General features: G+C 59.5%; 19 protein-coding genes. 5 read left to right on the top strand and 14 right to left on the bottom strand.

All coding sequences use genetic code 11. The features are described from left to right. Window positions 1–111 precede the first annotated feature (111 nt). On the top strand, window positions 112–546 hold the full coding sequence (locus NL64_RS30545) for a type II toxin-antitoxin system Phd/YefM family antitoxin (protein ID WP_223506706.1): 435 nt from the start codon (window positions 112–114) through the stop codon (window positions 544–546). Further along, on the top strand, window positions 543–920 hold the full coding sequence (locus tag NL64_RS04185) for a type II toxin-antitoxin system VapC family toxin (RefSeq protein ID WP_034146900.1): 378 nt from the start codon (window positions 543–545) through the stop codon (window positions 918–920). The genes NL64_RS30545 and NL64_RS04185 overlap by 4 nt, the downstream gene beginning before the upstream one ends. A gap of 192 nt (window positions 921–1,112) precedes the next feature. Here NL64_RS04185 and NL64_RS04180 read toward each other — a convergent pair whose 3' ends face one another. Genes NL64_RS04180 through NL64_RS04155 form a run of 6 tightly spaced genes read right to left on the bottom strand, consistent with a single transcriptional unit; the run spans window position 1,113 to window position 7,068 of the window. Then, window positions 1,113–2,855: an ABC transporter substrate-binding protein gene (locus NL64_RS04180; RefSeq protein WP_034146899.1), complete on the bottom strand. Its 1,743-nt coding sequence runs from the start codon at window positions 2,853–2,855 to the stop codon at window positions 1,113–1,115. 47 nt (window positions 2,856–2,902) lie between these two features. Continuing rightward, window positions 2,903–3,175 carry a DUF2160 domain-containing protein gene (locus NL64_RS04175; RefSeq protein WP_034146898.1) on the bottom strand — a complete coding sequence of 91 codons (273 nt, stop codon included), beginning with the start codon at window positions 3,173–3,175 and terminating at the stop codon, window positions 2,903–2,905. 11 nt (window positions 3,176–3,186) lie between these two features. Beyond that, the gene (locus tag NL64_RS04170; RefSeq protein WP_034146897.1) at window positions 3,187–3,987 is read right to left on the bottom strand and encodes a carbohydrate ABC transporter permease; all 801 of its coding nucleotides are present in this window, start codon (window positions 3,985–3,987) and stop codon (window positions 3,187–3,189) included. Window positions 3,988–3,995: 8 nt separating this feature from the next. Continuing rightward, window positions 3,996–4,862, bottom strand: a complete 867-nt coding sequence (locus tag NL64_RS04165) for a carbohydrate ABC transporter permease (protein ID WP_034146896.1) — start codon at window positions 4,860–4,862, stop codon at window positions 3,996–3,998. Next, window positions 4,859–5,974 (bottom strand): ABC transporter ATP-binding protein, encoded by a 1,116-nt coding sequence (locus tag NL64_RS04160; RefSeq protein ID WP_034146895.1) that lies wholly within the window; start codon window positions 5,972–5,974, stop codon window positions 4,859–4,861. The genes NL64_RS04165 and NL64_RS04160 overlap by 4 nt, the downstream gene beginning before the upstream one ends. Continuing rightward, window positions 5,974–7,068 carry an ABC transporter ATP-binding protein gene (locus NL64_RS04155; RefSeq protein ID WP_034146894.1) on the bottom strand — a complete coding sequence of 365 codons (1,095 nt, stop codon included), beginning with the start codon at window positions 7,066–7,068 and terminating at the stop codon, window positions 5,974–5,976. The genes NL64_RS04160 and NL64_RS04155 overlap by 1 nt, the downstream gene beginning before the upstream one ends. 381 nt (window positions 7,069–7,449) lie before the next feature. Here NL64_RS04155 and NL64_RS04150 point away from each other — a divergent pair, with 381 nt between their 5' ends. Next, window positions 7,450–9,282 carry a sigma-54-dependent Fis family transcriptional regulator gene (locus NL64_RS04150; protein WP_034146893.1) on the top strand — a complete coding sequence of 611 codons (1,833 nt, stop codon included), beginning with the start codon at window positions 7,450–7,452 and terminating at the stop codon, window positions 9,280–9,282. Window positions 9,283–9,479: 197 nt separating this feature from the next. On the opposite strand, the gene cysS is transcribed toward NL64_RS04150, so the two are convergent. Further along, complete coding sequence (cysS, locus tag NL64_RS04145) at window positions 9,480–10,862, bottom strand: cysteine--tRNA ligase (protein ID WP_034146892.1); 1,383 nt, start codon at window positions 10,860–10,862, stop codon at window positions 9,480–9,482. A 14-nt stretch (window positions 10,863–10,876) separates the two neighbouring features. Continuing rightward, window positions 10,877–12,574 (bottom strand): glutamine--tRNA ligase/YqeY domain fusion protein, encoded by a 1,698-nt coding sequence (locus tag NL64_RS04140; RefSeq protein ID WP_034146891.1) that lies wholly within the window; start codon window positions 12,572–12,574, stop codon window positions 10,877–10,879. A gap of 266 nt (window positions 12,575–12,840) precedes the next feature. On the opposite strand from NL64_RS04140, the gene NL64_RS04135 reads away from it, so the two are divergent. Beyond that, window positions 12,841–13,344 (top strand): peptidylprolyl isomerase, encoded by a 504-nt coding sequence (locus NL64_RS04135; RefSeq protein WP_034146890.1) that lies wholly within the window; start codon window positions 12,841–12,843, stop codon window positions 13,342–13,344. Then, the gene (gene lpxH / locus NL64_RS04130) at window positions 13,341–14,093 is read left to right on the top strand and encodes a UDP-2,3-diacylglucosamine diphosphatase (RefSeq protein ID WP_034146889.1); all 753 of its coding nucleotides are present in this window, start codon (window positions 13,341–13,343) and stop codon (window positions 14,091–14,093) included. The genes NL64_RS04135 and lpxH overlap by 4 nt, the downstream gene beginning before the upstream one ends. 114 nt (window positions 14,094–14,207) lie before the next feature. On the opposite strand, the gene NL64_RS04125 is transcribed toward lpxH, so the two are convergent. The 6 genes from NL64_RS04125 to NL64_RS04100 form a co-directional block, all read right to left on the bottom strand. Beyond that, on the bottom strand, window positions 14,208–15,740 hold the full coding sequence (locus NL64_RS04125) for a DHA2 family efflux MFS transporter permease subunit (RefSeq protein WP_034146888.1): 1,533 nt from the start codon (window positions 15,738–15,740) through the stop codon (window positions 14,208–14,210). Window positions 15,741–15,926: 186 nt separating this feature from the next. Continuing rightward, a complete protein-coding gene (locus tag NL64_RS04120) occupies window positions 15,927–17,129 on the bottom strand; it encodes an HlyD family secretion protein (protein ID WP_034146887.1) in 1,203 nt (400 codons plus the stop codon). A gap of 15 nt (window positions 17,130–17,144) precedes the next feature. Continuing rightward, on the bottom strand, window positions 17,145–18,614 hold the full coding sequence (locus tag NL64_RS04115) for an efflux transporter outer membrane subunit (protein ID WP_034146886.1): 1,470 nt from the start codon (window positions 18,612–18,614) through the stop codon (window positions 17,145–17,147). Further along, window positions 18,604–19,086, bottom strand: a complete 483-nt coding sequence (locus NL64_RS04110; RefSeq protein ID WP_034146885.1) for a MarR family winged helix-turn-helix transcriptional regulator — start codon at window positions 19,084–19,086, stop codon at window positions 18,604–18,606. Before NL64_RS04110 ends, NL64_RS04115 begins: the two co-directional genes overlap by 11 nt. Before the next feature lie 268 nt (window positions 19,087–19,354). Then, entirely contained in the window at window positions 19,355–23,029 is a 3,675-nt protein-coding gene (locus tag NL64_RS04105) for a translocation/assembly module TamB domain-containing protein (RefSeq protein ID WP_034146884.1), read from the bottom strand. Then, complete coding sequence (locus NL64_RS04100) at window positions 23,026–24,753, bottom strand: autotransporter assembly complex protein TamA (protein ID WP_034146883.1); 1,728 nt, start codon at window positions 24,751–24,753, stop codon at window positions 23,026–23,028. The genes NL64_RS04105 and NL64_RS04100 overlap by 4 nt, the downstream gene beginning before the upstream one ends. Window positions 24,754–24,781: the final 28 nt, after the last annotated feature.

Raw genomic sequence — 24,781 nt, 5'->3', positions numbered from 1 at the left:
ATAAGCCCAGAAAGCTCTCGCTGAATAACCCGCCTCGTCCTACATCCACGCTTGGGTAGTTGGCTCTACCCTGAAGGACTGCCACATCAGAAATCAATGTGAGAGCTAATAATGAAACGTGACATTTTTTCAGAACTGATTGATGGCATTAACGTCTTGGCTGATATACGCCGAGGCAATGTCACGCCGCTGACTCAGAAAGTGAAAATTACTAAATCGTCCCTCCTGTCGACCGAGGAAAGTCGCATCTTTGCCGCCCGGGAATATTCTGGCTATATTTGTCCAGAATATATGGAGGAAGGGACCATGATTGTCGTTCCGCTGGCGGAAGCAAAAAACAATCTGTCTAAACTCGTCGATGACGCAGCCGCCGGGCAGATCATTACGATTGCCAAGCATGGTCGAGCACTTGCGCGCTTGGTTCCCGTGGGAAAAATTTGCGGACAGCGAATCGGCGCAATGAAAGGAAAACTGGTGCTTCCACAAGACTTTGACGCACCACTGCCTGACGAAATGCTGGATGCATTTGAGGGAACTCAAGAATGAGGGTTCTGCTCGACACCCATGTTCTGCTTTGGACTCTTAGCGATGATCCCAGGCTATCTGGCAAAGCCAGAAAGCTCATCGAAAACGCCGCCGACATCTACATCAGCGCAGCGACTTTCTGGGAGATGGCAATCAAGGTCGGGCTGGGAAAGCTGAACGTCGATCTGGAGGATATTCGAAAATACTGCCTCGAAAGCGGTTTCATCGAGTTGCCGGTGACGTCAGAACACGCCATTGCGGTAAAAGACCTCAAACATCACCATCGTGACCCATTCGATCGTTTGATTATTGCAACGGCCATTACAGAACCCATGAAACTCCTCACCGCTGACTCCGTGGTTGCTCAGTACACGGATTTGGCTGTTTTGGTCTGATCGTTCGCAGTGAGACCTGCTTTGCTCATAACGTCCTCATCGCGAGCAGGCTCACTCCTACAGTGGTCGAGCCTTCACAAATTAAGTGCATGACACATAGTCTGTGGAGTGATCCTGCTCGCGATAGCGATAGATCAGGCACAAAAAAAACGGCACCTTCCGGTGCCGTTCGCCTTTCACAATTCAAGCACTTTACTTACGCGCCGCCTCCCATGATTTCAGCAGTTCGGCATAGCTCACGGTTTCGCCTTTAGGCTTCTCGTTTTCCAGTTTCGGTTTCGGGGCGCCTGGTTGATCGAACCAGTATTGCGCGTCGCGCTCCGGGTTCATTTTCGGGGCGCAGGTGGCTTGGGCTTTCGAGCGTTCCAGACGGGACATGATCGCGTCCTGATCCTTGGCCAGACCGTCGAGTGCCTGTTGCGGGGTTTTCTCGCCGCTGGCGGCTTCAGCAATGTGGCTCCACCACAACTGCGCAAGACGCGGATAATCCGGCACGTTGGTCCCGGTCGGGGTCCATTGCACGCGGGCCGGGCTGCGGTAGAACTCCACCAGGCCGCCTAGTTTCGGTGCCAGGTCGGTCATGGCTTGCGAGTTGATGTCCGACTCGCGGATCGGGGTCAGGCCGACGATGGTTTTCTTCAGCGAAACGGTTTTCGAGGTCACGAACTGCGCGTACAGCCAGGCAGCCAGTTTCTGTTTCTCAGGCGTGGACTTCATGAAGGTCCAGGAACCCACGTCCTGATACCCCAGCTTCATCCCCTCTTCCCAGTACGGGCCGCGTGGCGACGGCGCCATGCGCCATTTTGGCGTGCCATCGGCGTTCATCACCGCCAGGCCTGGTTTGGTCATGTCGGCGGTAAACGCGGTGTACCAGAAGATCTGCTGGGCGATGTTGCCTTGGGACGGCACCGGTCCGGATTCGGAGAAAGTCATGCCCGCCGCTTCCGGTGGCGCGTACTTCTTCATCCAGTCCACGTACTTGGTGGTGGCGAACACGGCCGCCGGGCCATTGGTGTCGCCGCCGCGGGTCACGCTGGAACCCACCGGGTGGCAGTCCTCGACGCGAATACCCCACTCGTCCACCGGCAAACCGTTTGGCAAGCCCTTGTCGCCGCCACCAGCCATGGAGAACCAGGCATCGGTGAAGCGCCAACCGAGGGACGGGTCTTTCTTGCCGTAGTCCATGTGCCCGTAAACGCGTTTGCCGTCGATTTCCTTGACGTCTTCGGTGAAGAATTTGGCGATATCTTCATAGGCCGACCAGTTCACCGGTACGCCCAACTCGTAGCCGTACTTTTCCTTGAACTTGGCTTTCAGGTCCGCACGCTCGAACCAGTCGGCGCGGAACCAGTACAGGTTGGCGAACTGCTGGTCGGGCAATTGATAGATCTTGCCATCCGGTGCGGTGGTGAAGGAGATGCCGATGAAGTCCTTGATGTCGAGGGTCGGCGAAGTGAAGTTCTTGCCTTCGTTGGCCATCAGGTCGGTGATCGATTCGGTCTTGCCGTAGCGGAAGTGCGTACCGATCAGGTCCGAGTCGTTGACCCAGCCGTCATAGATGTTCTTGTCCGATTGCATCTGGGTTTGCAGTTTTTCCACCACGTCGCCTTCTTGCAGCAGGTCGTGGGTCAGCTTGATCCCGGTGATCTCGCTGAAGGCCTTGGCCAGTACCTTGGACTCGTACTCGTGGGTGGCGATGGTTTCCGATACAACCTTGATGCTCATCCCGCGAAACGGCTCCGCTGCCTTGATGAACCACTTCAGCTCTTCCAGCTGTTGATCGGCCGTCAGGGTGGACGGCTTGAACTCAGCGCCGATCCATTTCTTCGCCGCGTCTTCATAGGCATCGGCCCAGGCCGAAGCGCTCAAACCGCTGAGTGCCAGCATGGCTGCCAATGAAATGCTATGTCGCAGCTTATTGTTTTTGTCGAACATAGAGACCTCCTTTTAGGGTTTCGGAGCAACATTGCCGAGCGATTCGACTAGCCCCAACGCATCACAGCCAACAGCCACACCAGGGACAACGCGGACGCTACCCAGATGCTCCAGTCGGTCACGCCGATTACCAGCAAATGCAGGTAGGCGCTGCCGAGAAGACCGATAAACAGCCGATCGCCACGGGTGGTGGCAATCGGCAAAAAGCCACGCCGAAGAATGCTCGGCGAACGCAATTCCCAGGTCGTCATGCCCACCAGGATCAAGGCAATGACACTGAAGAACACCGTCGTCGGGACGGTCCAACTCATCCATTCCATCATTCAGTTCCTCAGACCCGGCCCAGGGCAAAGCCCTTGGCCACGTGGTTGCGAACAAACCAGATCACCAGCATGCCCGGCAGGATGGTCAACACCCCCGCCGCCGCCAGCACGCCCCAGTCGATACCGGATGCCGAGACCGTACGCGTCATGACCGCCGCGATCGGTTTGGCGTTCACCGAGGTCAGCGTTCGCGCCAGCAGCAGTTCGACCCAGGAAAACATGAAGCAGAAAAACGCCGTGACACCGATGCCGGAACCGATCAGCGGAATGAAAATCTTCACGAAGAACTTGGGGAAACTGTAGCCGTCGATGTAGGCGGTCTCGTCGATTTCTTTCGGCACGCCGGACATGAAGCCTTCAAGAATCCACACCGCCAACGGCACGTTGAACAGGCAGTGGGCCAAGGCCACGGCGATGTGGGTGTCGAACAGCCCGATCGACGAGTACAACTGGAAGAACGGCAGCAGGAAAACCGCCGGTGGCGCCATGCGGTTGGTCAGCAGCCAGAAGAACAGGTGCTTGTCGCCGAGGAAGCGATACCGCGAGAACGCATAGGCTGCCGGTAGCGCCACGCTCAGGGAAATCACCGTGTTCAGGCTCACGTAGTACAGCGAGTTGAGGTAACCGGTGTACCAGGCCGGATCGGTGAAGATCACCTTGTAGTTGTGGAAGGTGAAATCCTGGGGAAACAGCGTCAGGCCGCCGAGGATTTCTGTGTTGCTCTTGAACGACATGTTCAGCAGCCAGTAGATCGGCACCAGCAGGAACAGGATGTAGAGCAGCAGTGGAATCAGCTTTCTTTTGCTCATGGCGGGCCTCAGCGGTTGGCGTCGGAGTGAGTCATGGCGGTGTAGAACAGCCAGGACACCAACAGGATGATCAGGAAGTACACCAGCGAGAACGCCGCCGCCGGCCCCAGGTCGAACTGCCCGATTGCCATCTGCGTCAGGGTCTGGCTGAGGAACGTGGTGGCATTGCCCGGTCCGCCACCGGTGAGCACGAACGGCTCGGTGTAAATCATGAAGCTGTCCATGAAGCGCAACATCACCGCAATCAGCAGCACGCTCTTGAGCTTGGGCAATTGAATGTGTCGGAACACCGCCCAGGCCGAAGCCCGATCAATTCGCGCCGCCTGGTAGTACACGTCCGGAATCGCCCGCAGCCCGGAGAAGCACAACAGCGCCACCAGTGAAGTCCAGTGCCAGACGTCCATCACCAGCACGGTGACCCAGGCGTCCATGGTGTTTGCGGCGTAGTTGTAGCTGATGCCCATGCCGTTGAGGGCCGAACCGAGTAGACCGATGTCAGCACGGCCAAAGATCTGCCAGATAGTGCCGACCACGTTCCACGGAATCAGCAACGGAATCGCCAGGATGATCAGCACCACCGAGGACCAGCGGCCCTTGGTTGGCATGGTCAAGGCAATCGCAATCCCCAGCGGAATTTCGATCAACAATACGCAGGCTGAATAGATGAACTGGCGCAACAGCGAGTCATGCAGACGCGGGTCGAGCAGCACTTGCTTGTACCAGTCGGCGCCGACGAAGTAGCGGCTGGACTGGTCGAAGATGTCCTGCACCGAATAGTTGACCACGGTCATCATCGGGATCACCGCACTGAACGCCACCAGCAGGAATACCGGCAGGACCAGCCACCAGGCCTTGTTGTTCTGCACCTTGTTCATGGCTGCTCCTCGATGATCGCTTGTGCTTCCAGCAAAAAATCGTCGGCGTAGACCATCAGCCACTGCGCCGGAAAACTGATGTACGCCGTGCCCTGTGGCACCGGTTTGTCTTCCGCCAGGCGCACTTTCAGCGGCGCGCCGTCGAGGTTCAGGGTCATGATCTTGTAGGTGCCGAGGTCTTCGACGTGTACGACCTGTGCCTGCATCGCGTCATCGAATGGTTCGTCCCAGACATGGACGAACTCCGGGCGAATACCGACTTTCAGGGTGTGCCACTCGGATTCGGCAATGCGCTTCTGCATGGCCTCGGACAGCGGCAAATGGGTGGATGCGAACCCAACCCCACCCGGTTGTGGCTGGACGTCGATGAGGTTCATCCCCGGACTGCCGATGAAATAGCCGACAAAGGTGTGGCTTGGTCGCTCGAACAATTCCCGAGGCGTACCGAACTGCACGATCTGTCCGCCGTACATCACCGCGATCTTGTCGGCGAAAGTCGAGGCTTCCAGTTGATCGTGGGTAACGTAGACCATGGTGATGTTGAATTGCTCGTGGATCTGCTTGAGCTTGCGCCGCAGCTTCCACTTCAGGTGCGGGTCGATCACCGTCAGCGGTTCATCGAAGAGGATCGCCGACACGTCATCGCGCACCAGTCCACGGCCCATGGAGACTTTCTGTTTTTCGTCAGCGGTCAGGTTGCGTGCTTTCTTGTTCAGCAGCGCCTGGAGGTCGAGGACTTCGGCAATCTCCTGCACCTTGGTGTGAACTTTTGCCTCGGCCATGCCCTGGTTTCGCAGCGGGAACGCCAGGTTGTCGAACACCGTCATGGTGTCGTAGACCACCGGAAACTGGAAAACCTGGGCGATATTGCGCTTTTCCGGGGTCAGGTCGTTGACCGCTTTGCCGTCGAACAGGACATGTCCCTGGGACGGGCTGAGCAATCCGGAAATGATGTTGAGCAAGGTCGACTTGCCGCACCCAGAGGGCCCGAGCAACGCATAGGCACCGCCCTGCTCCCAGATGTGGTCCATCTCGCGGATCGCGTAATCCTCAGGGCCACTGGGCGTTTTGGTGTAACTGTGGGCGAGGTTCTGCAAACGGATTTCGGCCATCAGGCAACCCTCGCAATGCGCCGGCCGGGCGCCTGGACGAGCCGCCCCTGCGCATCGAACACAAACAGTTTATGGGTCGGAATGTAGATGCGGATCGGCGCATCGACGTCGTATTCGTGAACGCCGGGCAAGTGCAGCACCAGCAGGAAATGTTCGTTGCGCACGTGCAGGAAGGTTTCCGAGCCGCTGATTTCCGCGACTTCGACGGTCACCGCCAGTTCGAGGTCATCGTCGTTGCTCGGCACCAGCGAGATATGGCTCGGGCGCACGCCGAAACGAAACTCGCCCTCGCCCACCGGGCGCAGATCGACGTTCAGCGGGAAGTGCACGAAGTTGGCAAAACTCACTTCATTGCCGGCGATGCGACCCGGCATCAGGTTGATCGGCGGCTCGGAAAACAGCTCGGCCGCCAGCACGGACTGCGGCTGGTGATAGACCTCGGACGACTTGCCGCTCTGGATCACCCGACCTTCGTGAAGAATGGTCGTGGTACCGCCGAGGGCCAGCGCCTCGTTGGGTTCGGTGGTGGCGTAGATGGCAATGGTGTGCCGGGCCTTGAACAGCTCGCGCATTTCCTGGCGCAGCTCTTCACGCAACTTGTAGTCGAGGTTGACCAGCGGCTCGTCGAACAGGATCAGTTCGGCGTCCTTGACCAGCGCCCGGGCCATGGCGGTGCGCTGTTGCTGGCCGCCGGAGAGTTCGAGGGGGTAGCGCTGGAGGAATTTCTCGATGCGCAGCATCCTGGCGGTTTCCAGCACTTTATTCTGGATCAGCTCATTGGAAATACCGGCCTGACGCAGCGGCGAGGCGATGTTTTCGAACACCGTCATGGTCGGGTAATTGATGAACTGTTGATACACCATCGAGACGTTGCGCAGGCGTACCGGGCGCTGGGTGACATCGACGCCATTCATCAGGATGCGGCCGCTGTCCGGCTTGTCCAGCCCGGCCATCAGACGCATGAGACTGGTCTTGCCGGACAGCGTGCGCCCGAGCAAGACGTTGAAGGATCCAGGTTCGAAACTGAGACACGCATCGTCGATCCAGGTCTGGCCCTCGACGGTGCGGCTGACATGCTCCAGGGTTAATGACATGGCTCGGCCTTTTTTATTTTTGGAGTCAAGCGACCGGAGCTACATAGCGACATTTGTGCCAAAAATCACAAGTCTTTGATCAGGCGAGAATTTTGTTAAAAGTGCGAACAGTGAACGTTCGTTGCTGAACAGAAATGAACAATCGGAAATGAACAATTGAACAGTTCACCCATTGACAGTGAACAATAGTGAACAACACTCTATGGACTGTTCACGGTCCCCGTAGGAGCCGGCTTGCTGGCGATGGCGTCATCGAAATCGCCATCGCCAGCAAGCCGGCTCCTACGAAGGCGTGGCGATGCCAGAACCGTCACGTGTGAGATTCAACGTGATGTGCAAAAACAATAAAAACAATAAAAGCTTGTTCAGAGATCGATTGCCATGGCCACACCTGCCCTGCCGCTCTCCCATGACGCCATCATCCAGGACTCCTGGAACCGTTGCCGCGCGTTCGGCCTTAACCATCAAAGCGCCCCGGCGTTCGATCAACTGCCAGCCGAAGGCGTCGCGCAGTTGCTGGAGAGCCAGCATTCCCTGGTGCAGACCACGCACCAGGAAGTGCTGCCGTATTACGAAAACATCCTGAGCAACTCCAATTGCCTGATCATGCTCGCCGACAATCAGGGCCAGGTGCTGACGTCCTGGGGCACCCAGCGTTTCATCGAACCGAGCCTGACCCGTGGCTTCAGTGCCGGCGCCAGCTGGATGGAGCGTTGCAGCGGCACCAACGCGATCGGCACCGCGCTGGCCTGCGAGCAAGCGGTACACATCGAACACGATGAACACTTTCTCAAGGCCAATCGTTTCATGACCGGTTCCGCCGCGCCGATTTTCGATGCCGAGCGCAAGGTCATCGCCGTGCTGGATGTGTCCAGTGACAGTTACTTGCCGCCATCCCATACCTTGGGCATGGTCAAGATGATGAGCCAGACCGTGGAGAACCGGCTGATCCTCAACCTGTTCCATGGCCAGCATTTTCAACTGACCTTCAACACCGGCCTGAACAACCTCGACAGCCAGTGGGCCGGGCTGCTGATTTTCGATGAGAGCGGCCAGGTGCTGTCCGCCAATCGCCGCGCGGATAACTTGCTCGGCGTGCGCCTGTCGCGGGTCAGTGTCGAGAGTCTGTTCAAGGTCTCGTTGCTGGAATTGCTGAATCAACCCGAAGGCCTGCCCTTCTCCCTACAGGCTTCCGGGCGCAATCGCTTTCAATGCCTGCTGAAACGACCGAAACAAGTGCCGATTCAGCCGCGACTGTTTGCTGAAACCAAGATCACGGAACCCGCCGCGATCAGCCTCAATACCCTGCACTTCGGCGACAGTCGCGTAGAAAAAGCCGTGCGCCAGGCCGAGCGCTTGCTGGAAAAAGACATTCCACTGTTGATTCATGGTGAAACCGGGGTCGGCAAGGAAGTCTTCGTCAAAGCCTTGCATCAGGCCAGCTCTCGCAGCAAACAGGCGTTTATTGCAGTGAACTGTGCAGCGATCCCCGCCGAACTGGTTGAATCAGAACTTTTCGGCTACGAGAAAGGCGCGTTCACCGGAGCGAACCAGAAAGGCAGCATCGGCCTGATCCGCAAGGCTGACAAAGGCACACTGTTTCTCGATGAAATCGGCGATATGCCGCTGCCGACCCAGGCGCGATTGTTGCGGGTGTTGCAGGAGCGTTGCGTGCAACCGGTGGGCAGCAGCGAGTTGTTCCCTGTAGACATTCGCATCATCTCGGCGACTAACCGCTCGTTGCGCGAGCAAGTCCAATTAGGGCATTTCCGTGAGGACTTGTATTACCGGATTGGCGGTTTGACCCTCGAATTACCGCCGTTGCGAGAGCGCAGTGATAAAGAAGCGTTGTTCAAACGCTTGTGGGAACAGCACCGCGAACCGAGTCAGTGGGCCGGCTTGAGCCGTGAGGTATTGGCGCTGTTCGACCGTCATCCGTGGCCGGGAAATTTACGCCAGGTCAGCAGCGTGATGCAGGTAGCGCTGGCCATGGCCGAGGAACAACCGGTGAGACCGGAGCATTTGCCGGATGATTTTTTTGTCGATCTGGAGATGGAGCCGGTTGAGACGCCTGAGACTTTGGCAGTGGATTTGAATGATGCCGAGGATTTGAATCGGCAGCTTCAAGCGGCTGGGGGAAATATTTCGTATCTGGCGCGGCGGTTGGGGGTTAGTCGCAATACCCTCTACAAACGACTTCGCCAGACGGAATGACGGGTTGCCCAGATGGGCCCCATCGCTGGCAAGCCAGCTCCCACAGGTTCTGCGTGCTGCATATTTTTTGAGTACGACACGGACACTGTGGGAGCTGGCTTGCCAGCGATGACGCCCGTCCTGTCAGCGCAGAATTAGCGAGCAGCTCCCTAAAAACAAAAACCCGCACAAGGCGGGTTTTGTCTGTAACGAAGCAATCAGTCAGCCAGACGCCAAGTGGTGCCGCCCTTTCCATCTTCCAGCACCACACCCATGGCGGTGAGCTGGTCGCGGATGCGGTCGGATTCCGCCCAGTCTTTACCGGCACGTGCCGCCAGACGAGCCGCAATCAGCGCATCGACTTCAGCGGCATCCACGCGCCCTTCGGCACCGCCTTGCAGGAAGTCGTCGGCTTCGAGCTGCAACACACCCAGCACACTGGCCAGTTCCTTCAAGCGCGCCGCCAGACCGGCCGCTGCATTGAGATCGCTCTCGCGCAGGCGGTTGATCTCGCGAACCATCTCGAACAGCACCGCGCAGGCTTCCGGCGTACCGAAGTCGTCGTTCATCACCTGGGTGAAACGCTCGACGAACGCTTCGCCGCCAGCCGGGGCCACGCTCGGCAGACCTTTCAACGCGTGGTAGAAACGCTCAAGCGCGCCCTTGGCGTCCTTGAGGTTGTCTTCCGAGTAGTTGATCGCGCTGCGGTAGTGGCTCGACACCAGCAGGTAACGCACGACTTCCGGGTGGTACTTGTCGAGCACGTCGCGAATGGTGAAGAAGTTGTTCAAGGACTTGGACATCTTCTCGCCATTGATGCGGATCATGCCGCAATGCATCCACGCGTTGGCGTAGGTCTTGCCGGTGGCCGCTTCGCTCTGGGCGATTTCGTTCTCGTGGTGCGGGAACTCGAGGTCGCTGCCGCCGCCATGAATGTCGAAAGTCTCACCGAGGCAGCAGGTCGACATCACCGAGCACTCGATGTGCCAGCCCGGACGCCCGGCGCCCCACGGTGATTCCCAACTCGGCTCGCCCGGCTTGGCGGCTTTCCACAGCACGAAGTCCAGCGGGTCCTGCTTGGACTCGTCGACTTCGATCCGCGCGCCGATGCGCAGGTCTTCGATCTTCTTGCGCGACAGCTTGCCGTAGCCCATGAACTTGCCGACGCGGTAGTACACGTCGCCATTGCCCGGAGCGTAGGCGTAGCCCTTGTCGATCAGGGTCTGGATCATCGCGTGCATGCCAGGGATGTGATCCGTGGCACGCGGTTCCATGTCCGGCTTCTTGATGTTCAGGCGCGCTTCGTCTTCGTGCATCGCCGCGATCATGCGCTCGGTCAAGGCTTCGAACGATTCACCGTTCTCGTTGGCCCGGTTGATGATCTTGTCGTCGATGTCGGTGATGTTGCGCACGTAGGTCAGGTCGTAGCCGCTGAAGCGCAACCAGCGCGTCACCAGGTCGAACGCGACCATGCTGCGGCCGTGGCCCAGGTGGCAGTAGTCGTACACGGTCATGCCGCACACGTACATGCGCACCTTGTTGCCATCGAGCGGCTTGAAGACTTCTTTGCTCTTGGTGAGCGTGTTGTAGATCGTTAGCACGTTAGTTCCTTGAATCACTGGCCCCAGGAGTCACGCAGGGTCACGGTACGGTTGAATACCGGAGCGCCCGGTTTCGAGTCCTTGATATCCGCGACGAAGTAGCCTTCGCGCTCGAACTGGAAACGGTCTTCCGGCTGTGCATTGCCAAGCGAAGGCTCAGCACGACAACCGGTGAGTACCTGCAGCGAGTCAGGGTTGATGTTGTCCAGGAAACTGGCGCTGTCTTCGGCCTTCTCCGGGTTTGGAGAACGGAACAGACGATCGTACAGACGCACTTCGCACTCGACGCTGGCAGCGGCCGGCACCCAGTGGATCACGCCTTTGACCTTGCGGCCTTCAGGATTCTTGCCCAGGGTTTCCGGGTCGTACGAGCAACGCAGTTCGACGATGTTGCCATCGGCGTCCTTGATCGCTTCGTCGGCGCGGATCACGTAGCTGCCACGCAGACGCACTTCGCCGGTCGGCTCCAGGCGCTTGTAGCCCTTCGGCGGCTCTTCCATGAAGTCTTCACGGTCGATGTAGATTTCGCGGGCGAACGGCAAGGCGCGCACGCCCATGTCTTCCTTCGGATGACGCGGCAGTTCGAGGTTCTCGACCTGGCCTTCCGGGTAGTTGGTGATCACGACTTTCAGCGGACGCAGTACGCACATGGCGCGCGGGGCGCTCTGGTCGAGGTCGTCGCGGATGCTGAATTCGAGCATGCCGAAATCAACCACGCCGTCCGAACGGTTGGTGCCGATCATTTCGCAGAAGTTGCGGATCGATTTCGGCGTGTAGCCACGGCGGCGGAAACCCGACAGCGTGGACATGCGCGGGTCATCCCAGCCATTGACGTGCTTTTCATCGACCAGTTGCTTGAGCTTGCGCTTGCTGGTGATGGTGTAGTTCAGGTTCAGGCGGCTGAACTCGTACTGGCGCGGGTTGGCCGGCACTGGCAAGTGCTCGAGGAACCACTCGTACAGCGGACGGTGGCTTTCGAACTCCAGGGTGCAGATCGAGTGGGTGATGCCTTCGATGGCGTCCGACTGACCGTGGGTGAAGTCGTAGTTCGGGTAGATGCACCACTTGTCACCGGTCTGGTGGTGATGCGCGTGACGGATGCGATACATGATCGGATCACGCAGGTTCATGTTCGGCGAGGCCATGTCGATCTTGGCCCGCAATACACGTGCGCCGTCCTGGAATTCGCCGGCCTTCATGCGGGCGAACAGGTCCAGGTTTTCTTCAACGCTACGGTCGCGGAACGGGCTGTTCTTGCCCGGCTCGGTCAGGCTGCCACGGTATTCCTTGGCTTGCTCAGGGGTCAGGTCGTCGACGTAGGCGTTGCCCGACTTGATCAGTTCTACCGCCCAGTCGTGCAACTGGTCGAAATACTGCGAGGCGTAGCGCACTTCGCCGGACCATTCGAAGCCCAGCCATTTGACGTCGCTTTCGATTGCGTCGATGTATTCCTGGTCTTCCTTGGCCGGGTTGGTGTCGTCGAAACGCAGGTGCGTGACGCCGCCGAACTCCTGGGCCAGGCCGAAGTTCACGCAGATCGACTTGGCGTGGCCGATGTGCAGGTAGCCGTTGGGCTCAGGCGGGAAACGGGTGACGATCTGCGTGTGCTTGCCCGAGTCCAGGTCTGCCTGGATGATCGGCCGCAGGAAGTTGACCGGAACGGCTGGGCCGGTCTTGGCATTCGAGGTAGGGTCGACAGTGGGCTTGCTCATAGGATCCTTGAACGTACAAGTGCGTGGCCGTAATGAAGGCCGGACAAAACAAAGCCGCTATCATAGCCGATGCCGTCAAGCACCTGACAGAGCGCACCTGCAAACGGTCGCATTTAATAGGCCGTAAATGAAAAACAGCCTCGAAATTCGCGTCTGTCACGCTAAACTGCGCACCTTGGCCCAGACAGGCTGAACCGGTGTGCGGACGAAATGTCCCAAAACCACGAATTCCTTATAAAACTGCTGTTTAAAAAGAGTGCCCGATCATGACCCAAGTCAAACTGACCACCAACCATGGCGACATCGTCCTGGAACTGAACGCCGAGAAAGCCCCGATCACCGTGGCCAACTTCGTCGAGTACGTGAAAGCCGGTCACTACGAAAACACCGTTTTCCACCGTGTGATCGGTAACTTCATGATCCAGGGCGGCGGTTTCGAGCCAGGCATGAAAGAAAAGAAAGACAAGCGTCCAAGCATCCAGAACGAAGCTGACAACGGTCTTTCCAACGATAAGTACACTGTCGCCATGGCCCGCACCATGGAGCCGCATTCGGCTTCCGCACAGTTCTTCATCAACGTGGCTGACAACAGCTTCCTGAACCACAGCGGCAAGAACGTTCAAGGCTGGGGCTACGCGGTATTCGGCAAAGTGACCGCCGGCACCGACGTTGTCGACAAGATCAAAGGCGTGGCCACCACTTCCAAGTCCGGCCACCAGGACGTACCAGCAGACGACGTGATCATCGAGAAAGCCGAGATCATTGAGTGATATTGCTGATTTCAGATTTACATCTGGAAGAGGAGCGCCCGGACATTACCCGGGCGTTTCTGGATTTGCTCGCCGGACGCGCCCGCTCGGCGAGTGCGTTGTACATTCTGGGCGACTTTTTCGAGGCGTGGATTGGCGACGACGCCATGACCCCTTTCCAGCGTTCCATCTGCCAGGCCCTGCGCGAATTGAGCGACAGCGGCACGGCCATTTTCCTGATGCATGGCAATCGCGATTTCATGCTCGGCCCGGCCTTTTGCAAACAGGCCGGCTGCACTTTGCTGAAAGACCCGAGTGTCGTGCAGTTCAACGGCGAACCGGTGCTGCTGATGCACGGCGACAGCCTCTGCACCCGCGACGAAGCCTATATGAAGCTGCGTCGCTACCTGCGCAACCCGATCACCCTGTTCATCCTGCGGCACCTGCCGTTAAGCACCCGGCATAAACTGGCGCGCAAACTGCGCAGCGAAAGCCGTGCGCAGACGCGGATGAAGGCCAATGACATTGTCGATGTCACGCCCGAAGAGATTCCGCGGATCATGCAGCAGTACGGCGTGAAAACCCTGATCCACGGCCACACCCACCGCCCCGCCATTCACAAGTTGCAATTGGGTGAACAGGCAGCGCGGCGCATCGTGCTGGGGGATTGGGATCGTCAGGGCTGGGCATTGCAGGTCGATGAGCACGGCTTTGCGCTGGCGCCGTTCGACTTCGCCCCGCCACCGCAGCTTGCCGCCCCCACAATCTAACGCCCCCCTTTGTAGGAGCCGGCTTGCTGGCAATCGCGGTGTGTCAGCTGGATCAATTGCATCTGACACACCGCCTTCGCCAGCAAGCCGGCTCCTACATTGATTGTGCTTGACTCAATGCCCCGCGGAAGCCGCAGGCCCGGCCTTCGCCGTAAACGGCGGTTTGGCCAGCCACACAATCAATATCAAGCCTATGAACATCCAACCCAACAGGGTGAAGTAGTCCACCGTGGACATGATGTACGCCTGGCTGATCACCATCTGATCCAGCTGGGTATACGCCTTGGCCCCTGCCCCACCCAATTGGGTCAACGCCTCGCGGGTCGCGGGATCGAACTGGGTGATGCTTTCGGTCAGGTAGGCATGGTGTTGATCAGCCCGGCGGATCCAGATCCAGGTGGTCAATGACGCGGCAAAACTACCGCCCAAGGTCCGCAAGAACGTGGCCAGGCCCGAACCGTCGGCAATCTGGCTAGGCGGCAGGTCCGAGAGCAGGATGGTCAGGGTCGGCATGAAGAACAGTGCCACGCCGATACCCATAAACAGTTGCACCATGGCGATGTGCTGGAAGTCCACTTCATTGGTGAAGCCGGCGCGCATGAAACAGCTCAAGCCGATCGCCAGGAACGCCCCGCCCGCCAGCAGGCGCATGTCGAACTTCGGTGCGTACTTACCGACAAATGGCGCCAGCAGGACCGGCAGTATCCCCAGCGGGGCCACGGCAAAACCGGCCCAGGTCGCGGTGTAGCCCAGTCGTGTTTGCAGCCATTGCGGCAGGATCAGGTTGATCCCGAAGAACCCGGCATAACCCAGAATCAACACGATGGTGCCGTAGCGGAAGTTGCGGTGAGCGAACAGCCGCAGGTTGACCACCGGATGTTCGTCGGTCATTTCCCAGATCACAAAGAACACCAGGGCCACCACCGAAATCACCGAACCGACAATGATGAAACTGGATTCGAACCAGTCGGCATCGTTACCTTTGTCGAGGACAATTTGCAGCGCACCGACGCCGATGATCAACGCGATGAGACCGACGTAGTCCATGGGTTGGCGACTGGTGACCACGGGGCGCTTCTTCATCTGTTGCGTGACAACCCACGCGGCGAACAAACCGATCGGCACGTTGATGAAGAAAATCCACGGCCAGCTGTAGCTGTCGGTGATCCAGCCGCCAAGGATCGGCCCGGCTATCGGCGCGACCACCGTGACCATCGCCAGTAGCGCCAGCGCCAGCCCTCGTTTGGCCGGAGGGTAAACCGCGATCAGCAGGGTCTGGGTCATCGGGTACAACGGCCCCGCCACCACGCCTTGCAGGACGCGGAAGCCCACCAGTTCCGGCATCGACGTGGAAATACCGCACAGAAACGAAGCCAGCACGAACAACAGCGTCGCCCAGACAAACAGCTTCACCTCGCCGAAGCGGCGGCTGAGCCATCCGGTCAGTGGCAGCGCAATGGCGTTGCTGACCGCAAACGAAGTGATCACCCAGGTGCCCTGCTCAGAGCTCACCCCGAGGTTGCCGGAAATCGTCGGCAGCGCCACGTTGGCGATCGTGGTGTCGAGCACTTGCATGAAGGTCGCCAGCGACAGCCCGATGGTGCTGAGCAACAGGCTGGGTGGCGTAAAAGAGGCGTTATTGCTCATCGCAAATCCTTTGAAACCTGATTGGCGCTACGCCTGTTACAGGCGCAGCTGACCGTGTGGGAGCCTGTGTGGCGAGGGAGCTTGCTCCCGCTCGGCTGCGAAGCAGTCGTAAAGCTTTTGGGGCCGCTTCGCGACCCAGCGGGAGCAAGCTCCCTCGCCACACAGGCTCGCTCCCACAGGGGCGAATCAGCGTTGCACGGTCTTGCTGGCCGCGGCGCTGTTATCGTGAATCAGTTGAGTGATCATCGCGTCAGCCTCGGCCAACTGACGGTCATAAATGTTGGTGCTGAACGAGGCCTTTTGCGGTGGCTGTTGCGCCAGCACCGGGCCGCTCTGGTCGCGCAGGTTGACATCGACCACCGTCGAGAGACCGACCCGCAACGGGTGCTTGGCCAGTTCTTCAGCGTTGACGTGTATCCGCACGGGCACCCGCTGCACGATCTTGATCCAGTTGCCCGTGGCGTTTTGCGCCGGCAGCAAGGCGAACGCGCTGCCGGTCCCGGCGCCGAGGCTGTCGACGGTGCCGCTGTAGGTCACGTCGCTACCGTAGAGGTCGGTTTCGATTTCCACCGGTTGGCCGATACGCATGTCACGCAGTTGGGTTTCCTTGAAGTTGGCGTCGATCCACAGCTGATCCAGCGGGATCACCGCCATCAGCGCCTCGCCCGGCTGTACCCGTTGGCCGAGTTGCACGGTACGTTTGGCCACGTAACCGGTGACCGGCGCGATCAAAGTGCTGCGGGCATTGTTCAGGTACGCCTGACGCAATTGCGCGGCGGCGGCCATCACATCCGGATGCGACGAAACAACCGTGTCATCCACCAAGGCACTGGTGGTTTTGAGACGCTGTTTGGCGTCGGCCAGGGCGTTTTGCGCCGAGGTCAGGTCGTCGCGGGCGTGGGACAGTTCTTCCTGGGAAATCGCCCCGCCAGCGGCGAGGTTTTTGCGGCGATTGAAGTTGTCCTGGGCTTTCTGTACTTCAGCCTGTTGCGCATTGACCTGAGCTTTCTGGCCATCGACGTTGCTGTACAAGCCGCGCACCTGACGCACGGTGCGGGCCAGATTGGCCTGGGCGCTTTGCAAACCGATTTCGGCGTCGTTCGGGTCGAAGTTCACCAGCACTTGGCCTTCGTGGACCAGATCACCATCGTCGGCACCGATGCTGACCACGGTGCCGGTGACCAGCGGCGTGATTTCCACCACGTTGCCGTTCACATAAGCGTCGTCGGTGCTTTCACTCCAGCGACCGTAGAACTCGTGATAAGCCCAGACGCCCGCGCCACCCAGCGCAACCACCACGGCGAGCGCCAGCAACATGATTTTGCGTTTGCCGGCATTCGGGTTTGCCGGAGTGTTTTCAGCGGATTGAGTTGTATCGGCAGTAGCCATGACAAGTCCCTTGAATTAGTGAGTCAGCGAGGCGGGCGTGGCGTTGGCCGAGGCAATGGCCTCAGGCTGATAGCCGCCGCCCAGCGCTTGCATCAGTTGGATCGACAGGTCGATCTGCTCGGCATTCAGATTGGCCAGCTGACGCTGGGCCTGGAGCAATTGCTGCTCGATGCTTAGCACGTCCAGGTAGTTACCGATGCCGGAACCGTAGCGCTGGACCACGGTGTTGTAAGAATCCTGGGCGATGTCAGTCGCGTGCTGCTGGGCCACGATTTGCCGGCCGATATCGCGCAACTGGTTGATGCTGTCACTGACATCCCCCAGCGCTCTCACCAGGCTTTTGTTGTATTGCGCCACCGCGAGGTCGTAGTCGGCGTCGCGGGAATCGAGGTCGGCGCGCAAGCGACCGCCGTCGAAAATCGGCACGGAAATCGTCGGCGCGACATTGAAGAAACGACTGGCCGAACCGAACATCGCATCGCCCAGCAACGATTCGGCACCCGCCGCCGCGCTGAGGTTCAAGTTTGGATAGAACCGGGTTTTTCCGGCGTCGATATTCTTGCTCGCCGCCTCGACGCGCCAGCGCGCGGCCACCAGGTCCGGACGACGACCAAGCAGTTCGGCCGGCAGTACCGACGGCAACGCCACGGCGCTGGCCTGAAGGATTTTCGGTCGGGCAATTTCATTGCCGCGGTCCGGGCCTTTACCCAGCAAAACAGCCAAGGCGATTTTCGCGCTTTGCAGACGTTTTTCGGCGTCGATCAGATTGGCTTCGGACGTGGCTGCCAGGCTTTCGGTCTGCTGGAACTGATACTGGCTGTCGATACCGGAACTCAAGCGACGCTGGCTCAGGTCGAGCATTTGCTTGGTGCGCTTGAGGTCCTCGGCGGACAGGTCATAGACGATGTGCGCCTGCCCCAGATCGCTATAGGCACGGGCAACGTCGGCAGACAAGGTCAACTGCGCTGTCTGCTGATCGACTTCGGCGGCGCGGGCCTGGCCCAAAGCCGCTTCCCAGGCGTCACGCTGACCGCCCCAGAGGTCGAAGTTGTAATTGAAGCTGGCGCTGATGTTACGCACCGTGGAATACGCGTCGCCCTGACCGAGCGGGTCTTGATCGCGGGCCAGACGCGAACGGCTGACACCCGCGCTGGCATCCACGGTCGGCATCCGCGCAGCGTCGGCGGCATACGCGGCGGCGCTGGCCTGATGGGCGCGGGCGTCAGCGATCTGCATGTCCGGGCTGTCGTGCAGGGCTTCGCGGATCAGACCGTCGAGCTGCGGGTCGCCGAGGCTTTTCCACCAATCGCTTTTCGGCCAGGCCGCGGGCGACAGTGTCACACCGCTGAGGGATTGCCCGGCCTTGAGGTTCTTCGCATCGAGGCTGACGCCTTCAGTATTCAGGCCGCTGTAACTGGCGCAGCCGGCCAGGCTCATGGCCAACAGCACCACGCTCAGGCCGCTGCGCAAGGTTTTACTGTTCATCGTTACCACCTACTCGCAGCAAAGTGATCGAGTCACCCGCTGCTACCAAAATTTTCTTCAGGATCTTTTCCAGGGTTTCCAGCTCTTGCGGCGTGACGACTTCGACCAGTTCGTTCATCGCCTCGGCACCGATGTGCGGCAGGCGATCGGCCAGCGTCTGGCCCTCTGCGGTCAGCACCAGTTGCACCTGACGGCGATCCGCTTCAGAGCGTTGGCGGGCAAGGAAACCTTTCTGTTCCAGACGATCGAGCATGCGGGTCATCGAACCGCTGTCGAGGGACAAATGCCGGCACAGCTCGCCCGGCGTATCGACGCCGAACTGGGCCATGATGATCAGCACTTTGAACTGCGCGGCGGTGATGCCGTGGGGTTCCATGTGCGTGTCGATGATCCGGTCCTTGAGCAGCGCGGCGCGCCCGAGCAAGAGACCAAGATGGCAATTGTGGAAGTTGTCTGGGGTGAAATGCTTCATCTGACCACCAATTAGCTGCCTAGGCAGTGAATGTATGTCGAGATGTTACTGCCTAGGCAGCCAATGTCAACGTAATAGTTAGGTTGCTTTGTATTTAGTTGACCAATGGTGTCGGGTATTGCCACAAACTTCGTGGCGAGGGAGCTTGCTCCCGCTGGGCTGCGGAGCAGCCCTATTGGCAATGGAGGGATTTTTGGGTGATTTCTTGGAGGGGCCGCTACGCGGCCCAGCGGGAGCAAGCTCCCTCGCCACAGGTGATTTGCAGGGCTTAGAAGTCCCGCTTGTAGAAGATGTCCAGCGAACTGGCCACGCCGCCGGCGGCTTCGAGGTAGACCTTTTTGCTCAACTTGTAACGCAGGGCAATGGTGTTGGCCGGTTCAAACACGCCGACGCCATAACGCAGGCTGAGCTTCTCGGAGAGGTTGCCGCTGGCGACTACGCTGGTGGCATCGCCGCTGCCTTCGGTGTCGAGCTGAAAATCCTCGATGCCGAGGTTCTTCGCCAAACTGCCCGTCACCTTGGAACTGCCCATCAAGCCCAACCCGAGGGCGGCCTGGGCGAGCATGTTGTTGTCTTCACCGTTGCTGGCCAGTGGACGACCCAGCACCAGATAGGACAACGCCTGCTCCTGACTCATGGCCGGCTCGGAGAAAATCTGCGTGGTCGGCTGCTCGGCGCTACCGCTCAGACGGATGCCGGCAATCACGTCGTCGGTCTGGCGAATCGCTTCGATGTCGAGGTATGGCTGATCGATCGGCCCGGCAAACAGCAAACGTGCCCGGCGCACCGTCAAGCGCTGGCCGTAGGCACGGTAACGCCCATCGTTGAGCCAGAGTTCGCCACGGGTGTCGAGGTTGTCACCAATGTGCACATGACCTTGCAGGTTCGCCGTCAGGCCAAACCCGGCGAAGCTCAGTTTGTCCTGACCGACCACCACATCGATGTCCATGACCGTGGCCATCGGCGGTTTGCCCTCTTCAGTCTGCTGGCCGACGATCACCGTGTCATCGGAGACTTTGACTGTCGATGGCGGCAGCTCGCGAATGGTGATGTCGCCCTTGGGCACCAGCACTTTACCGGCGACCGCCAGTTTGTCGTCCTTGATCGAGATCTTCAGGTCCGGCGCCACTTCAAGCTTGGCATACGGCTCGACGGTGACCGGCAACTGCGAACCCTTGAGCGCCAGATCCACCACCAGCGCCTGGCCCCAGGCGATATCGCCGGTCAAACTGCCCTGCCCGGTCTTGCCGCTTTTCCAGCCGCCGTTCAACTGCACGGTTTCGCCGGCGATCACTGCGCGAAGCTGCAAGTCTCGCAGTTCCATCGGCAACTCAGGCCCGGTCACCTCGCCGTCGCTCAGCAGCAAGTTACCGTTGACCTGCGGTGCCAACAGCCCACCGGAAATCGTCCCGCTGCCATTCAAGCGTCCGGTCAGTTTCTCAACCATGGGCACGAACGGCCGCGCCACCGACAGGTCCAGACCGTTCAAGCGGAACGAACCGGTCACCGGTTTGTTTTTCGGCAACGGGTTGATCTGCGCTTGAACCATCAGTTCGCCAAGCTTGCCGCCGACGAAATTGAGATCGGTGTCGATGCGTTTTGGCGTGAGTTTGCTGGTGAGTTTCAGCGTCTGGTACGGGAAGTCCAGCCACTGATCCTTTTCCTTCACCCGCAACGTGCCACCGCTGGCATCGATGCTGATCAGGCCATTCGGACCGCTCGCTGGCAGATCCAGCTGCACATCAGCATTGAGCCGGCCTTGCCAGGCGAAGTCTTTCGGCAGCCACTGCGCGAGGCTGTCGATGGGGAATTGCTTGAGGTGATAACGCAGCTTCGGCTCTGGCATCAGCCGTTGGTCTTCACCGCACAGACTGGCCGGGCCGGACATCCAGCAATGGGCGCCGAAGTTGATTTTGCCGTCCGCCAACCGTTCGAGCTTCGCCGGGCCTTGCAGCTTCCAGTCCTGGCCACCGGCCTGGATGTCGCCACTAGCCAGACGCCCGCGCCAGTTGCCTTTGTCCAGCGCACCGTCCAGCCCGAGGGCCATCTTCAGCTTTGGCCCTTGCAGGTCCAGAGCGAGTTTTTGATTCTTGATGTCGCCCTGACCACTGGCGGTCAACGTGCCGAGCGAGGTATCGCCGGTCTGGATGCCGCTGCCCTTGAGGTCGATTTTCGCCCGTTGCGCGCTGTCGAGCGTGGCGTCCAGGTTCAGGCTTTGCAGGCGATTGTCGGCGAACGCCAGTTGCGTGCCTTGCAACCCGAGCTTGCCTTGCGGCGCCTTGAGCGTACCTGCCACATCGACCCGGCCATTGATTTGGCCACGCAGTTGCGGCCAGAGCTGCGCCAGTCGCGGCAACTTGATATCGATCTGTCCGGCGAGTTGCTGTTGCAGGCTGCCCTTGCCGCTGATGCTGTTGTCGCCCAAACGGATTTGCAGCGCATTGAGGTTCCATTGCTCGCCGACGCCATCGGCCTTGGCTTGCAGGACGGCCGGTTGCCCACGCAGCTTGCCCTTCAGATCGAGGTCGGCGGACAGGTTGAGTTTTTCATTCTTCATCTCGCCTTTGCTGCGCAACGGTCCGGCGAGAGTGCCCGGCAATTCCGCGACCCAATACGCCGGGTTGATCGCCGACAGGTCCAGCGCGGTGTCCCAGGCAATGCCGTCAGCAAATTGCAGGTTCAAGTGCCCTTCAGCCTTGCCCTGCCCCGCAACGAGTTGAATCTGTTGCAGGTAGATTTTGCTCAGGTCGCCAGCGAACGGACTGGTCAGGCTGAACGCCCCCGCCGGGCCGTCCAGCGCGGCGTTGAAGTTGCCGAGGTATTTGCCATCGGTGTAGGAGACTTCGCCGTTGAAGCTGCGCAGCGCCACTTCCGGTTCGTCGATCAGCGGATAGAGCCGATGCCACGGGAAGTCCAGCCAGTCGATTTTCGCCTCGGCGCTCAGGCCTTTGCTCCAGTCGAGTTGTCCGGTGAGCTTGAGGTTTTGCTTGTCGTTGGCGGTGAGGTCCAACGCAGAGATTTGCGCGCCGTTGGCGTCGACCTTGCCTTGCAGCGCCAGGGCCACCGGCCCCTCCTCGGCGGGCAACGTGGCATTGCCGATCAGTGCATAGCCGTTTTTCAGGTCGCCGGCGCCGCTGAGTTCCAGTTGATTGAGTTGCAGGGTGTCCGGCAGATCGGCGCTGGGTTTGAAGCCGTCAGCGGTGATGCGCACCTTGGCCGGCAGGTTTTCCACCAGAGGTTGCAATTCGCCGCTCAGTTGGCCGTTGAGGTAACCGCTGCTGTCGGCTTTCAGGTTCAGGGTTTTCAGCAGGTCGCCGTCGATCTTCAGGGCCAACGCCCATGGCTCGGTGCCTGGCGCCGGCAGGGTCAGTTTGCCTTCGACATTGAGCGGCCAGTTGCCACGGGGTTGCAGCAGGCCAGACAAGTTCAGGCTCAACTCATCCCGTTGCAATGCAACGGAATCGATCTGCAAACCCTCTGCGGTCCAGTGCGCCGCCAGTTGCAGGCCTTTGAGCTGTTCGCTGCCGTTGAACACCAGGCTGCCGACCTTCACGTCACCCAATTCGATGGCCAACGGCAAGTCCAGGTCGGGAAGCTCAATCGCGCCGCCGCTGTCTTCGTCGGTACCCGGTGGAAATTGCAGGCTGACCTGATCGGCCTGCAATTGCTCGATGCACAGTTTCATGCGCGTCAGGCACAGCGGTGACCAGGCGAAAATCACTTGGGTCAGCTCAACCTTGCTGGTGTCCTGCTGCCACAACACATGGTCAGCGCTCCACTGTCCGCCCAAGCGTCCCTGAAAATTATCGAGGGTCAGGCCCGGCACAAACCCCAGCGCCCAGCGACTGCCCGTCGCAGTGCCAAGCACCGTGGTCAATGTCAGAACCAGCAGCATCAACAGCGCCAGAATCGCCAGCAGCGTTATTTTCAAACCACGCTTCACAGCTCAGGCCCCATGGAAAAGTGCAATCGAATGCCGCCATCGTCGTCCATCGCATGGGCCAGGTCGAGGCGAATCGGCCCCACCGGCGAGACCCAGCGCACGCCGATACCGACCCCGGTCTTGAGGTTCGGCAGTTCGAGTGAATTGAACGAGTTGCCCTGGTCGATGAACGTCGCGACCCGCCATTTTTCGGCGATGGAATATTGGTATTCGGCGCTGGCGGTGACCATGTAGCGACCACCGATGCGGTCGCCCTGGGAGTTTTCCGGGGACAGGCTTTGATAGTCGTATCCGCGCACGCTCTGGTCGCCACCGGCAAAGAATCGCAGTGACGGTGGTATGGATTTGTAGCCATTGGTGGCGCTACCGCCAACCTGCACCCGACCGAGCAAGCGGTGCTTGTCGAACACCGTGGTCAGGCCTTTCACCAACGCCGTGCCGTAGAGCAAGTTGTTGTCCGAGCCCAAACCTTCCTTGGCTACTTTGGTTTCGAATTGCAGGCGATAACCGTTGTGCGGGTCGATGCGGTTGTCGCTTTTCAGGTACGAATAGCTCACGCCCGGCATCAGCAAGGTGCTTAGACCGGAGTCGTCACCGAGCCGATATTCCTCGCGCTGCCATTTCAGCGAAACCACGCGCTGCCAGCCGCTCGGCAACTTGCTGTGCCACTCCGGGCCGACGGTGAGCAGTTTGCTCAGGCTGTCCTTGTCGGCGATTTCTTCTTTTTGATAACCACCGGCGAAACGCAGTTTGTCGGTCAGTGGCGGGTCCAACGGAATGTCATAGAACACGCCGACGTTTTGCCGTGGCGCCGAGACTTCGGTCTCCCAGCCATAGCTGTGCCCCTGCGGGTTAACCCAGTGCCGGGTCCAGTTGGCTTTGACCCGTGGGCCGACGTCGGTGGAGTATCCAAGGCCGAGGCCCATGGTCCGCGGCTTGCGGGTTTCGAGTTTGACGTCCACCGGGATCACATCGTTTTTCGAGGCTGTCGGTGCCGCGTCGACCCGCACGCCCTCGAAGTAGCCACTCGATTGCAGCGCCTGGTTGAGTTCGGCGATCAGTTCGGAGTCATACGGCGTACCGGCCTTGAACGGCACCATGCGTTGCAGCAGGTCTTCGTCGAACGGCGTGTCGCCCTCAAAATTGACTTTGCCCAGGGAATAACGCGGGCCGCTGTTGTAGATCAGTTCGATATCGGCGACGCCCGCACGCGGGTCGACGGACAGTTTAGAGCTGGTAAAACGCCCACTGAAAAAGCCGTAGCGCGAGGCCTGGTTCTGGATCAGCCGCTTGGCGTCTTCGTAATGGCCATGGTTGAGCACCGCACCGGTTTTCAGCGCATGGTCGTCCGGCACACGAAAGGATTTGAGGGAGGCGGCGGGACCGTCGACGCGGATCGTGACGTTGCGCAAATGCACCGGTTCGCCGGGGTCGATGGTCAGAATCAGGCGCGGCGTCTTGCCGCCCTTCACGTCGCTGTCGATTTGTGGCTGGTAGTAACCCAAGGCCTGGGCGGCCTTGCGCGCCTGCTCCTCGGCACCGCGACTGAAGCGCAGCAAGGCTTCTTCGTCACGATCGCCGAGACTGCCGATATAGCCTTCTATATTGGCTTTCAGTTCATCGTTGGACGGTTTGATCCGCACATCCAATTCACTTTGCGCCAGCGCCGCGCAGCTGGAAATCAGCATCAGCACGCCACTGGTAATTCTTCCTGGAAACTTCATAGGCGCGGATGCTATCACGAGCTGGGAG

Source organism: Pseudomonas fluorescens (genome assembly GCF_000802965.1).
Classification (GTDB): Bacteria; Pseudomonadota; Gammaproteobacteria; order Pseudomonadales; family Pseudomonadaceae; genus Aquipseudomonas; species Aquipseudomonas fluorescens_A.
Note: the sequence above shows the minus strand (reverse complement) of the source record. Positions and strands in the feature narration are given on the sequence as shown.

Bases quoted from the DNA above. Each gene is read 5' to 3' on its own strand.
- NL64_RS04160 (WP_034146895.1), bottom strand. From the start codon at position 5,974: ATGGCCGAAATCCGTTTGCAGAACCTCGCCCACAGTTACACCAAAACG.
- NL64_RS30545 (WP_223506706.1), top strand. From the start codon at position 112: ATGAAACGTGACATTTTTTCAGAACTGATTGATGGCATTAACGTCTTG.
- NL64_RS04170 (WP_034146897.1), bottom strand. From the start codon at position 3,987: ATGAGCAAAAGAAAGCTGATTCCACTGCTGCTCTACATCCTGTTCCTG.
- NL64_RS04155 (WP_034146894.1), bottom strand. From the start codon at position 7,068: ATGTCATTAACCCTGGAGCATGTCAGCCGCACCGTCGAGGGCCAGACC.
- NL64_RS04175 (WP_034146898.1), bottom strand. From the start codon at position 3,175: ATGGAATGGATGAGTTGGACCGTCCCGACGACGGTGTTCTTCAGTGTC.
- NL64_RS04110 (WP_034146885.1), bottom strand. From the start codon at position 19,086: ATGAAGCATTTCACCCCAGACAACTTCCACAATTGCCATCTTGGTCTC.
- NL64_RS04140 (WP_034146891.1), bottom strand. From the start codon at position 12,574: ATGAGCAAGCCCACTGTCGACCCTACCTCGAATGCCAAGACCGGCCCA.
- NL64_RS04100 (WP_034146883.1), bottom strand. From the start codon at position 24,753: ATGAAGTTTCCAGGAAGAATTACCAGTGGCGTGCTGATGCTGATTTCC.
- NL64_RS04115 (WP_034146886.1), bottom strand. From the start codon at position 18,614: ATGAACAGTAAAACCTTGCGCAGCGGCCTGAGCGTGGTGCTGTTGGCC.
- NL64_RS04135 (WP_034146890.1), top strand. From the start codon at position 12,841: ATGACCCAAGTCAAACTGACCACCAACCATGGCGACATCGTCCTGGAA.
- NL64_RS04180 (WP_034146899.1), bottom strand. From the start codon at position 2,855: ATGTTCGACAAAAACAATAAGCTGCGACATAGCATTTCATTGGCAGCC.
- NL64_RS04150 (WP_034146893.1), top strand. From the start codon at position 7,450: ATGGCCACACCTGCCCTGCCGCTCTCCCATGACGCCATCATCCAGGAC.
- NL64_RS04120 (WP_034146887.1), bottom strand. From the start codon at position 17,129: ATGGCTACTGCCGATACAACTCAATCCGCTGAAAACACTCCGGCAAAC.
- NL64_RS04165 (WP_034146896.1), bottom strand. From the start codon at position 4,862: ATGAACAAGGTGCAGAACAACAAGGCCTGGTGGCTGGTCCTGCCGGTA.
- NL64_RS04125 (WP_034146888.1), bottom strand. From the start codon at position 15,740: ATGAGCAATAACGCCTCTTTTACGCCACCCAGCCTGTTGCTCAGCACC.
- NL64_RS04185 (WP_034146900.1), top strand. From the start codon at position 543: ATGAGGGTTCTGCTCGACACCCATGTTCTGCTTTGGACTCTTAGCGAT.